Origin of the sequence: Rhizobium sp. 11_C7_N12_5 (assembly GCF_051811145.1) — a bacterium.
GTDB classification, from domain to species: domain Bacteria; phylum Pseudomonadota; class Alphaproteobacteria; order Rhizobiales; family Rhizobiaceae; genus Rhizobium; species Rhizobium lusitanum.
Map to the genome: position 1 here is coordinate 2,709,729 of NZ_JBPWPY010000001.1, position 11,938 is coordinate 2,721,666.

The following is an 11,938-nucleotide window of genomic DNA, read 5'->3' on the forward strand; positions in this document are numbered from 1 at the left end:
CCATCACGCTATGACATTGCGCAGGTTATTGACATAAACAAGAGGCACACCCTCAGATGGCGCATCCTTTGCCATGTTTCGACGACAATGATGGGACATTGACGCCGCGGGAGCGGGCAAACTGGATCGCCGTGCTGCCGCTTGGCGCCTATGAGCAACACGGCCCGCATCTGCCCTTCGAGACCGACACGTTGATCGCCGAAGGCATCGTCTCGCGTCTGAAGGTCGCCCTGCCCGCCAATTTACCCGTCACCTTCCTGGCCGTCGAGCCTGTCGGCTACTCCGTCGAGCATATGGACGTCGCCGGTTCGAAGACCCTGGCCTTCGACGAAGCCATCTGCCGCTGGCTCGGCATCGCCGAGCGGATGAGCGGGCTCGGCATCCGCAAACTCGTCATGCTCAATGCCCACGGCGGAAACTCACCGCTCATGACCATCGTCGCGACGGAAGCGCGCGTGCGCTTCGCCATGCTGGCGGTGGCAACCAGCTGGACCCGCTTCGGCATTCCGGACGGACTGATCGCGCCTGATGACAAGGCCATCGACATTCACGGCGGCGATATCGAGACTTCTGTCATGCTTGCCCTGCATCCTGAAAAAGTCGATATGTCGAAGGCTGCGGATTTCCCATCCCTGCAGTCCGACTATATGCAGCGCTTCAAGCACTTGCGAGCCTATGGGCCGCATGCATTCGGCTGGAAGATGTCCGATCTGAGCACTCAGGGTGTCACCGGCAATGCTGGCGCCGCCACAGCGGAAAAAGGCGAAAGGCTGATTGCGCATGCGGTGCAAGGGCTTGTCGAACTGCTTGAGGATGTCGACAGCTTCGATGTGACGACGCTGACCTGACCACGCGGCCCAATCTCCTGATCCCAAACCTAATGTGATCTTATAACATACAAAAGCCTTTGAACTGACGTTGCCAACTCCTTATATGGAACCCGATCAATGTCCGCTCCCCGGGGCAACCTTCCATATTTCGAGGCTCCCATGACCGAAACAGCCACGCAAAAGCCCATTCCCGTTACCGTTCTCACCGGCTATCTCGGCGCCGGCAAGACGACGCTGCTCAATCGCATCCTCTCCGAAAACCACGGCAAGAAATACGCCGTCATCGTCAACGAGTTCGGCGAGATCGGCATCGACAACGACCTCATCGTCGAGTCGGATGAAGAAATCTACGAGATGAACAATGGCTGCGTCTGCTGCACGGTGCGCGGCGACCTCATCCGCGTCGTCGAGGGCCTGATGCGCCGCCCTGGCCGCTTTGACGGCATCATCGTCGAAACGACGGGCCTTGCCGATCCGGTTCCCGTCGCCCAGACCTTTTTCATGGACGACGACGTCCGCGCCAAGACCGAACTCGACGCCGTCGTTGCGCTTGTCGACGCCAAGCACCTGCCGCTGCGCTTGAAGGACAGCCGCGAGGCCGAAGACCAGATCGCTTTTGCTGACGTTGTCGTCATCAACAAGTCCGATCTCGTATCGCCGGCCGAGTTGGCCCAGATCGAGGACATCGTCCGCGCGATCAACCCGGCCGCCCGCGTCTACAAGACGACCCGCTCCGGCGTCGACCTCGCCCGCGTGCTGAACCAGGGTGCCTTCAATCTGGAACGGGCTCTCGAAAACGACCCGCATTTCCTCGAGCACGGCCATGACGACCATGTCTGCGGCCCGGATTGCGATCATGACCATCACGACCATGATCACCACCATCATGGCCACGACCATCACCACCATGATCATGACCACGACCACCATAGCCACGCCCCTTCGCCCATCCACGACGTGACCGTGCAATCGGTGTCGCTGCGCGGCGGCGAGATGAATGCGGAGCGCTTCTTCCCCTGGATCCAGAAGATCACGCAGACTCAGGGGCCGAACATCCTGCGCCTCAAAGGCATCATCGCCTTCAAGAACGATCCGGAGCGCTATGTCGTCCAAGGCGTGCACATGATCATCGAGGGCGACCATCAGCGTGCCTGGAAGGATGGCGAAAAGCATGAGAGCCGCCTGGTCTTCATCGGCCGCGAACTCGACCGCGAAAAGCTGGAAGCAAGCTTCAAGGCTTGCGAGGCGTCTGCCTGATGCCGACTGTCGCTCCGCTTGATATCGACGGCCACGTTCTGGCCGTCGAATTTTTGGGGGACACCCCCTTCTTCGCCAGCGCCGCCGGCGCAATCCATCGCCTGGAAGGTGGAGACAAGGTCACCGAGGCACATCGGGGCATGCTGACCTGCATTCGCGACCCCCATAGCGACAGCCTGATTTCCGGTGGCGAGGACGGTAAAGTCCTGCGGATTGCGGCCGATGGCAGTGTGACGGTTCTGGCCGATGTCCCGCGCAAATGGATCGGGCAGATTGCCGCCGGTCCGCAGGGTGCGGTGGCCTACTCCTATGGAAAGAGCACCTTCGTGCGGCTGTCCGACGGCACGACGAAGGAGTTTCCGGAAGAACGCACGGTCGAAGGCATCGCCTTCGCTCCCAAGGGCTTGCGCATCGCCGTCGCCCGCTACAACGGCGTGTCGCTTCACTGGATCGGCATGAGCGCGCCGCCGGTCAATCTGGAATGGAAGGGCGCCCATACCGGCGTCACCTTCTCGCCGGACGGCCAGTTCATCGTGACAACCATGCAGGAAAACGCCCTGCATGGCTGGAAGCTGGATGCCAAGCCAGGCGCCGAAGCCAGGCACATGCGCATGACGGGCTATCCCGCCAAGGTGAAATCCCTGTCCTGGTCCAACAAGGGCAAATGGCTCGCCTCTTCCGGCGCGCCGGCGGCGATCGTCTGGCCTTTCCAGGGCAAGGACGGACCGATGGGCAAGGCGCCGCTCGAGCTCGGCACCCGCGCCAACATCATGGCGACCTCGGTGAAGTTCCACGCCGCCGAGGATATTCTCGCCATCGGCTTCATCGACGGCATGATCCTGGCGGTCCGTCTTGGCGACGCCAAGGAAGCGCTCTTGCGCCGGCCGGGCAAGGGTGCGATCACATCGATGAGCTGGAGCAAATCCGGCAAGCTGCTCGCCTTTGCCTCCGAGGCCGGCGATTGCGGCGTCGTAGACGTTTCCGGTTGAACAGAAAGACAGGATCATGCCTCAGTCGGGAACGGCAATTGCCGGAAATACCCCTGCCCCAGCCGAAAACGTCTGGGATGTGATCCGCCGCGAGGCCGCCGAACTCGCTGAGCGCGAGCCGACGCTCGCCCCGCTGCTGCGAGCACAGATCCTGGCCAGCCGCTCGGATGCAGACAGCCTTGCCAATGTGCTCGCCGCACGGCTTTGCGTCGTCCGGATCGAGCACGACGATCTGCTTTCGCTGCTGTCCGGCGTGCTGGCGCGGCATGTCGCAATTCTGCAAGCGACGGAGGCCGATCTCGTCGCCGTGCGCACCCGCGATCCCGCCTGCACGACCTATCTGCATGCGCTTTTGAATTTGAAGGGCTTTCACGCCCTGCAGACCCACCGCATCGCCCATGCGCTCTGGACCGAAGGCCGCACCGAAATCGCCAGCTGGCTTTCCAATCTCGTCTCGCTCGTCTTCGGCCCGGATATCCATCCGGCGGCCAGGATCGGTTCTTCCATCATGCTCGATCATGGCTCCGGCATCGTCATCGGCGAGACAGCCGTGATCGAGGATGAGGTTTCCATCCTGCAGAACGTCACGCTTGGCGGCACCGGCAAGGAAAGCGGAGACCGGCATCCGAAGATCCGCCACGGCGTGATGATCGGCGCCGGCGCCAAGATCCTCGGCAACATCGAAGTCGGCGCCTTCAGCAAGGTGGCGGCGGGCAGCGTGGTGGTGAAGCCCGTCCCGCCCCACTGCACCGTTGCCGGCGTCCCGGCCACGGTGGTGCGCATCCACCCAGCCGACGAGATCCCGGCGGAAACGATGGATCAGAATATCTAATTCTAGTTTCCGAGCCATCGTGGCCACCCGTCCTTCGAGGCTCCGCCCCCTTCGACAGGCTCAGGGGGCTGCGCACATCGGGATAAGACAGGGTGAGTTCGGAGCCACGACAAACGATTGAGCCTTCTTTGCCTCCAAGTGGGGAAGAACTAGCCCTCATGGTGAGGAGGTCCACGGGGCCGTCTCGAACCCCGAGGACGGGTGATCAGCTGCCTCCCCGCCCGTGACATAAGGTAGCATCGCCAGCGCCCTCATGTCTCGCCAGCATACAAACCTCTCCGTCATCTCAGCAAAATCAGCCGCCCAGCCGCACCCCTCACGCGGTGCAATCCTCCTCCCCTTCATGGAACTGTCATACTCCGTTGATAGCTCGAAAGAGTTCTCTATGCCCGGCGCGGCGCAACAAGCGCCGGAGCAATGCCCCCACTCGAAGAGGATATGACGATGACCAGTCTTTCGCGTCGCGCCGCCCTTGCAGCCGGCAGCGCGCTTACCCTTATTTCGCTCTGTTCCACCGCCGGCGCCGCCGATATGGCGCCCGCGCCGAATACCGCAACGCCGATCAAGCACCTGGTGGTTATTTTCCAGGAAAACGTCTCTTTCGACCATTACTTCGCGACCTACCCCAAGGCCGCCAACATCGCCGGCGAGCCGGAATTCAAGGCCGCCGACAACACGCCGACCGACATCAACACGCTGGCAAATGCGGGCCTGCTGGACAACAATCCGAACAAGACCAACACGGCGAACGGCGCCGACGCCGCAGCCCCCTTCCGCCTCGATCGCACGCAGGCGGCCACCCAGTCCCAGAACCACGGCTATACTGCCGAGCAGGCCGCCTATAACAATTTCGCCATGGACCTCTTTCCGGCCAATACCGGCAGGGGCACCAAGGGTGCGGCCGGCGCCTTCGGCACGAAGGGCCAGGTCATGGGCTATTATGACGGCAACACCGTCACCGCCCTCTGGAATTACGCTCAGCATTACGCACTGAACGACAATTCCTTCTCTACCAACTTTGGCCCCTCGACCCCCGGCGCCCTGAACCTCATCTCCGGCCAGACCAACGGTGCCATCCTGCCGCCCGGCTACGCGCTGGAAAGCGACGGCACCTATTCGAAGGGGCGCATCGTGCCCGATGGCAGCGGCGGCTGGACCGCGATCAGCGATTTCGACCCGACAGGCGACGTCTGCTCGACCGGCCAGACGGCCCTGATGTATGGCAAGAACATCGGCGACATGCTGAACGAGCACAAGATCACCTGGGGCTTCTTCGAAGGCGGCTTCGACCTGACGTTGACCAACCCCGACGGCACGACCGGCTGCAAGCGCGCGACCACCTCGACCGTCACCAAGGTCAACTACACGGACTACATCCCGCATCACCAGCCGTTCCAGTACTACGCCTCGACCGCCAATCCGACGCATGCGCGCCCGTCCTCCGTGGCCGCGATCGGCACCACGGACGCCGCCAACCATCAGTACGACACAACCGACTTCTATGCGGCGCTGAAGAACGGCAACATGCCGGCCGTCAGCTTCCTGAAGGCGCCTGCCTATCAGGACGGCCATGCCGGCTATTCCGACCCGCTCGACGAGCAGGAATTCGTGACCCAGGTGGTCAACACCGTCCAGGACTCGCCGGACTGGAAGGACACCGCCATCATCATCCTCTACGACGACTCCGATGGCTGGTATGATCACGCCCATGCAGTCGTCAATCCGTCCAAACTCGGCGTCAAGGGCTATGACGTGCTGACCGGTGGCGACAGCTGTTCGACCGGCACGCCGCTGCCCGGTGTCAACGGTCAGCCGGCCCAGGGCCGTTGCGGCTACGGCACGCGTCAGCCGCTGCTGGTCATCTCGCCCTACTCCAAGGTCAACTTCGTCGATCACACGCTGACCGACCAGACCTCGGTCATGCGTTTCATCGAGGATAACTGGATGGGCGGCGCCCGCCTTGGCGGCGGCTCATTCGATGCCATCTCCGGCTCGCTGAAGGCCATGTTCGACTGGTCCAAGGGCGATACGCCGAAGCTGATCCTCGATCCGAAGACCGGCAACCAGGCCTCTTGATGCACAAAGGGGGGGACGGAAATGCCCTTGCAGATCGACCGCCGTCTCCTGCCCTTCATCGCACTCGCGGGCCTATCGCTCGCGAGTGCGGCCATTGGCGCGGCAAGCAAGCCGGTCGCCAATGCTGCCGCCACGGACGGCTATGACAGCCCGGCGCCGCTGAGTGCCGTCGCCCAGCTCGGCAAGCAGCTCTTTTTCGATCCGACGCTATCGGGCGGCGGCCAGATGTCCTGCTCCACCTGCCACGATCCCGGCAATCATTATGCGCCCGCCAACGATCGCGCCGTGCAGCTCGGCGGCCCGCATCTCGACCAGCCGGGCATCCGCACCGTGCCGAGCCTCGCTTACAAGATGTCGACGCCTTCCTTCTCGGTCGGGGCTGAAAGCGCTGCCGACGAGGCTGCCGAAGCCGCGCCGATGACCGAAGCTTCAGGCGTAGCACTCGCCAACGCGCCGGCGGCCATAGCCGGGCCGCTGACGGCGCAAGCCGTCGTCAAGGCCGATTCGACCGCTCCGGATCTAGTGCCGCAAGGCGGAATGTTCTGGGATGGACGCGTGGATTCGCTGGAAGAGCAGGCTTTGCAACCGATGATCTCACCGTTCGAAATGGCGAATGTGGATGCGGCCACCGTCTATGCGAAGCTGAAGAAAGGCTACGGCAAGGACATCTCCGCACTCTTCGGCAAGAATATCCTCGACGATCAGGACATGACAATCGCCGAAATCGGCTTCGCCCTTGCCCGCTACCAGATCGAGGAGCCGTCCTTCCATCCCTATACGAGCAAATATGATTATTACCTTCGCGGCAAGGCCGTGCTCACGGATGCGGAAGCACGGGGATTGAAGCTGTTCGATGATCCGAACAAGGGCAATTGCGCCTCGTGTCACCTCGACAAGATGACCGGCGACGGACAGATGCCGAACTTCACGGATTTCGAATTCGAAGCCCTGGGAGCGCCGCGCAATCCGGCCATTCCGGCCAATGCCGATCCGAACTACGACGATACCGGCATTTGTGGCCCGCTGCGCAATGACACCTATTCCGCCCAGCCGCAGAATTGCGGGCTGTTCAAGACGCCGACATTGCGCAACGTCGCCGCTCGCCACGTCTTCTTCCACAATGGCGTCTATCGCACGCTCGAGGACGTGACGCGCTTCTACGTCAAGCGCGACACCAATCCTGAGGAGATCTATCCGAAGGATGCCGGTGGCAAGGTGATGAAATACAACGATCTGCCTGAGCAGTACCGGGCCAATATCGACGTCATCGACGCGCCGATGAACCGCAAGCTCGGCGACGCACCGGCGCTCAACGACGTCGAGATCGCCGATGTCATCGCATTCCTGAAGACGCTGACGGACGGTTACGACCCTGCGAAGGAAAGTGTGAAGGCGGCGAATTAAGCCGCTTTTTCAACGGCTTCTTCGGGCTGCGTCTGAAACTCGACGCGATCCCGCCCGTTGCGCTTGGCGCGATAGACGGCTTCGTCAGCTCGTTCCAGGAGCCGTTCGAGGCTGTTGCGGCCCTCGGCAATACCGATCGACAAAGTCGGCGAGATCTGTAGGTCGCTTTCCCGCGACATGGCATCGGCGAAGGCTGCACGAATGCGTTGCGCCAGTCGCACCGCCTCGTCCGCCGTGGTGTATTCGACGACGAGCACGAATTCATCCCCGCCCTGACGTGCCACGATCCCTCGGACGCCAAGCTGCGATTTCGCCACCTGCACGAAGAGACTGAGGATGCGATCCCCCACCGCATGGCCATGGCTGTCGTTGAGCGTTTTGAAATGATCGACGTCGATCAGGAACACGGCAACGGGCAGCCTTCCGGCCAGCCGCGTATAGGCGCTGGCAAGACCGCTGCGGTTCATCGCGCCGGTCAGAGGATCGTGATGGGCAAGCTCGATCAGCTTGTTACGGTTGCGTTCGGAAGCCATCAGAACAATGGTAATGCCGCGCAGGCAGATGAAAACCGCGGCCGTCAGCGCCAGCCATTGATCGCCGCTGGGTTTGTCGAACAGGCCGTCGCCACCCAGCCGGCCCAGGAGGGCAAGCGTTGCCCGTCCCGCAAAGATCAACGATGTCGGGGCAAAAAGGCCAACGAGGATCCAGCCGGAAACCAAAGTCTCGCGCCGGACAAGCCTGTATCCCTCGCGCATGATCGCGAGATCACAGAAACTGAAGACGAAGGAGAGATAGGCGATGCGCGGCAAATAGCTGGCGCCGTCATCGAAAACGAGAAACAAGGGCAATGAGCCGATGGCGATGACGGCAGCATAGCCCCGTAAATTGATGTGTTTTCCGGCAAAGATCTTGATAGCCGCGAGCAAGGCTATGTAACCCGCCAGCGTCAGGCTGTTCGCCACGCCGACCGTTATGAAATCCGGAGCGATATCGCGCAAGGCAACGCCGAGAGAGCCAAGGCCCAACAGCACATTGCTTCCGCCCCACCACAGAGGCCAGCGTTCGAACCGTCCCGTCGCAAACGCGAGAAGCTGCACGCAGCCCAGCACAAGACAAGCGAAACCACAGACAACATAGATCGTCCGCAGATCCAGCACCATGATGACGTCGTCCCTTGTCGACCCTCTGAGAGTTCGAGGATACGACAGGCCGCTTGCGGTTCTCTTAATTCAACATAGCAAATTGAGGCTGTCTCGCTGCGGTTTGCGAGGCAGCCTCGCATCTCAGGCGGCTCTTGCGACAGGCGGCTGGGCCAGCTTGCGACCACTGGCGACGATCATGCCGGCAGCGCCGTTGAGCCAGCCGTCCTTCAGTTCGAGGGCGAGGAAGCGCTCGCGCTGGAACGGGCCTGGCATCACCAGATGGCGGGTCTTTTCGGCAAAGAAGCCGAAACGCTCGTAATAGGGTGCATCGCCGACGAGCAGGATGGCGCCATGGCCGCGCTTCTTGGCTTCCAGGATGGCGGCGCGCATCAGCGCCGAGCCCATACCCTTGCCTTCATACGCAGGATCGACGGCCAGCGGACCGAGCAGCAGCGCATCGACCGGACGGGTCTCGCGATCGACGCCAGCTTCGACGTTCCATAGGCGAACCGTGCCGATGATGTGGCCGGTGCGATCGCGCGCGACCAGTGCCAGACCTTCGGCCGGAACGCGGCCCCGGCGCAGCTTTTCCGACGACTTCTTGCGGCGGTCGGCGCCCATGGCGCGATCGAGCAGATTTTCGCGAGCAACGACGTCGCCTGCGTTTTCCAGGTCGAGTGTGAAAGTAGTGGGCGCAAAGAATGCGCGGACAGAATCAAGAACAGCGGCCATCTCGGCCTCCCGTTGCCCAATACCGTTATCAGCGGTGGTGACAAATAATTGTGAGGGTGCCGCCCCGGCTGATTACGGGGTCGGCAAAGTCAGACCTTAGATGATGTAGGCCTTCAGCGGATCGAAACCGTTGAACGCCACAGCCGAATAGGTCGTGGTGTAGGCGCCGGTGCCTTCGATCAGGACCTCGTCGCCGATGGTGAGCGTCACCGGCAGCGGATAGAGGTTCTTCTCGTAGAGCACGTCAGCGGAATCGCAGGTCGGGCCGGCGATGACGCAGGCTTCCATCTCGTCGCCGTCGCGCTCGGTGCGGATCGGGTAGCGGATCGCCTCGTCCATGGTTTCGGCGAGACCGCCGAACTTGCCGATGTCGAGGAAGACCCAGCGAGCGGCATCATTGTCCGACTTCTTCGAAATCAGGACGACTTCAGCCTTGATCACGCCGGCATTGCCGACCATGCCGCGGCCCGGCTCGATGATCGTGTGCGGGATCTGGTTGCCAAAATGGGCGCGCAGAGACGCAAAGATCGCCTTGCCATAGGCTTCGGCAGACGGAACGTCGCGCAAATACTTGGTCGGGAAACCGCCGCCCATGTTGACCATCTGCAGGTGGATGCCCTGCTTGGCCAGCGAGACGAAGACGCGCTTGGCATCGGCAAGAGCCGCATCCCAGGCATCGACCTTGGTCATCTGCGAGCCGACGTGGAAAGACACGCCGTAGGATTCCAGACCCAGCTGATGGGCATAGACGAGCACGTCGACAGCCATCTGCGGGACGCAGCCGAACTTGCGCGACAGCGGCCATTCGGCGCCTTCGCCATCCGTCAGGACGCGGCAGAACACACGGGCGCCGGGAGCGGCACGCGAAATCTTCTCGACTTCCTCGTGGCTGTCGACGGCGAAGAGGCTGATGCCGAGCGCATGCGCACGGGCGATATCGCGCTCCTTCTTGATCGTGTTGCCAAAGGAGATGCGAGCAGCCGTCGCACCGGCGTCGAGCGCCATTTCGATTTCGGCGACGGACGCGCAATCGAAGTTGGAGCCGAGGCTTGCGAGCAGGCGCAGCACTTCCGGAGCCGGGTTGGCCTTGACGGCATAGTAGATGGCGCTGTCCGGCATGGCATGACGAAAGGCACGAAAATTGTCGCGGACGACATCGAGATCAACCACCAGGCAGGGACCGTCCGGACGTCGGGTAGCGAGAAAGTCGCGAATACGTTGCGTGGTCATGTCAATTCCCTTTCAATTCCAATAGCTCCGGGGAAAACCCAGAGGACAAAGGGCGACGCTCATTCGCTCAGGAACCAGCCGGTGGAGACCCCGGTACCGTGCAAATGCGCGAAGCGCGAATGATGAACGAGTGCCGCAAGCGGCGCTAATTCGCTTTGTCTGCCATGGATTGGAGGGATTATCCCAACCGCACTTCCGGCAATGAAGGTGTGCCTCTTCAGTAACCCCGGCTGATGGAAAGCCGGGAGAGAACAAAAAGGCCCGCACCGTCGTTGCTTTAGATGTCCTCGCATTTTTCGGTTGGCCGAAATAGCGACTGGAGGGGTTAGTTCCAGGTACCTTACCGATTTTCTCACCACATCGAGGATCGGCGGACACCCACGGGCACGTGCGACTTTGGGCTGATCGGGAAATAGGTATATTCGCCGTCATAATCAAGAAAATTTTTCACCCGCGTCCTAAAAAAATAATTGAACAAACCGGCGGGTTTTGTTCAACATCCGGCAACAATTAACGGGAGACTTCACCATGGACACGTTGACCCGGATTCGCGCCTTTATCGACGTGGTCGAAGCCGAAGGATTTTCAGCGGCCGCGCGCAAGACCGGCCGCTCCAAGGCGCTTCTCTCCAAATATGTCCGTGAGCTCGAAGACGAGCTCGGGGCGCTGCTGCTCAACCGCACCACCCGCCAATTCTCCATGACCGAAGCCGGCCACACATATTATCGCACCGCCTCCGACATCCTGAAGGAGATCGACAATCTCGCCGACCTCGTTCGCGAGAACAACCAGCAGCTCAAGGGACGGCTGCGCGTCTCGGTGCCGCGCACCTTCGTCGATGCCGAGGTCGGGCAATCACTGATCGATTTCGCCAAGGAAAATCCCGACCTCGCACTGGAAATCGCCGCCGACGACCGTTTCGTGGATCTGATCGAGGAAGGCTTCGATGTGGCCGTCCGCATCACAAAGCTCGAGGATTCCGGCATGATCGCCCGCAAGATTTCGGATTTCCGCGTGCATCTCTGCGCAACCCAGGAATTCCTCGATCGCTATCCGGCCTTGGAGCACCCGACCGATCTTGCACGAGTGCCTTTCATCATCGACAGCAACAACCGTTCGCAAGGCAATATTCGCTTCGTCGATGCCGACAGTACCACCTTCAACGTCGCCATCACCGGCACGCTCGAGGTCAACAGTCCGCATGCGACTTTGCGAGCTGCCCTGAACAGTCTCGGCGTTGCCGTCGTTCCGGATTTCATCGGTCGCAAGGCGATCGAAAGCGGCCAATTGTTGACGCTGTTCAACGATTATCTTCCGACCGATCGCGGCATCTATGCGGTCTATCCGCATCGCCGCTATCTCCCGGCCAAGGTGCGTATGTTTGTGGACTACCTGCATAACTGGTTCCGCAAGAATGGCTGAGCGGCGCAGACGGGCCGGCCGGTC

10 protein-coding genes are annotated in these 11,938 nt (G+C 61.4%); 7 read left to right on the forward strand and 3 right to left on the reverse strand.

From position 1 onward, the window contains the following. Positions 1–56: 56 nt before the first annotated feature. The 6 genes from AB8B29_RS13355 to AB8B29_RS13380 all read left to right on the forward strand — a co-directional run bounded on the left by AB8B29_RS13355 (position 57) and on the right by AB8B29_RS13380 (position 7,388). Positions 57–848 (forward strand): creatininase family protein, encoded by a 792-nt coding sequence (locus AB8B29_RS13355; protein ID WP_047555303.1) that lies wholly within the window; start codon positions 57–59, stop codon positions 846–848. Between the two features lie 141 nt (positions 849–989). Then, entirely contained in the window at positions 990–2,087 is a 1,098-nt protein-coding gene (locus AB8B29_RS13360) for a CobW family GTP-binding protein (RefSeq protein ID WP_047555302.1), read from the forward strand. Beyond that, positions 2,087–3,076 (forward strand): WD40 repeat domain-containing protein, encoded by a 990-nt coding sequence (locus AB8B29_RS13365; RefSeq protein WP_037196330.1) that lies wholly within the window; start codon positions 2,087–2,089, stop codon positions 3,074–3,076. Before AB8B29_RS13360 ends, AB8B29_RS13365 begins: the two co-directional genes overlap by 1 nt. A gap of 13 nt (positions 3,077–3,089) precedes the next feature. Next, a complete protein-coding gene (cysE, locus tag AB8B29_RS13370) occupies positions 3,090–3,908 on the forward strand; it encodes a serine O-acetyltransferase (RefSeq protein ID WP_376774238.1) in 819 nt (272 codons plus the stop codon). 444 nt (positions 3,909–4,352) lie between these two features. Beyond that, positions 4,353–5,984, forward strand: coding sequence for a phospholipase C (locus AB8B29_RS13375; RefSeq protein ID WP_037196582.1), 1,632 nt, complete (start codon positions 4,353–4,355; stop codon positions 5,982–5,984). Between the two features lie 21 nt (positions 5,985–6,005). After that, positions 6,006–7,388: a cytochrome-c peroxidase gene (locus tag AB8B29_RS13380; RefSeq protein ID WP_037196328.1), complete on the forward strand. Its 1,383-nt coding sequence runs from the start codon at positions 6,006–6,008 to the stop codon at positions 7,386–7,388. On the opposite strand, the gene AB8B29_RS13385 is transcribed toward AB8B29_RS13380, so the two are convergent. The 3 genes from AB8B29_RS13385 to odc2 form a co-directional block, all read right to left on the reverse strand. Continuing rightward, positions 7,385–8,548, reverse strand: coding sequence for a GGDEF domain-containing protein (locus tag AB8B29_RS13385; protein ID WP_037196327.1), 1,164 nt, complete (start codon positions 8,546–8,548; stop codon positions 7,385–7,387). The genes AB8B29_RS13380 and AB8B29_RS13385 overlap by 4 nt on opposite strands. Positions 8,549–8,671: 123 nt before the next feature. Continuing rightward, complete coding sequence (locus AB8B29_RS13390) at positions 8,672–9,262, reverse strand: GNAT family N-acetyltransferase (RefSeq protein ID WP_037196326.1); 591 nt, start codon at positions 9,260–9,262, stop codon at positions 8,672–8,674. Positions 9,263–9,358: 96 nt separating this feature from the next. After that, positions 9,359–10,492 carry an ornithine/lysine decarboxylase gene (gene odc2, locus AB8B29_RS13395; protein ID WP_037196325.1) on the reverse strand — a complete coding sequence of 378 codons (1,134 nt, stop codon included), beginning with the start codon at positions 10,490–10,492 and terminating at the stop codon, positions 9,359–9,361. A 528-nt stretch (positions 10,493–11,020) separates the two neighbouring features. Here odc2 and AB8B29_RS13400 point away from each other — a divergent pair. Beyond that, complete coding sequence (locus tag AB8B29_RS13400) at positions 11,021–11,914, forward strand: LysR family transcriptional regulator (RefSeq protein ID WP_037196324.1); 894 nt, start codon at positions 11,021–11,023, stop codon at positions 11,912–11,914. Positions 11,915–11,938 lie beyond the last annotated feature (24 nt).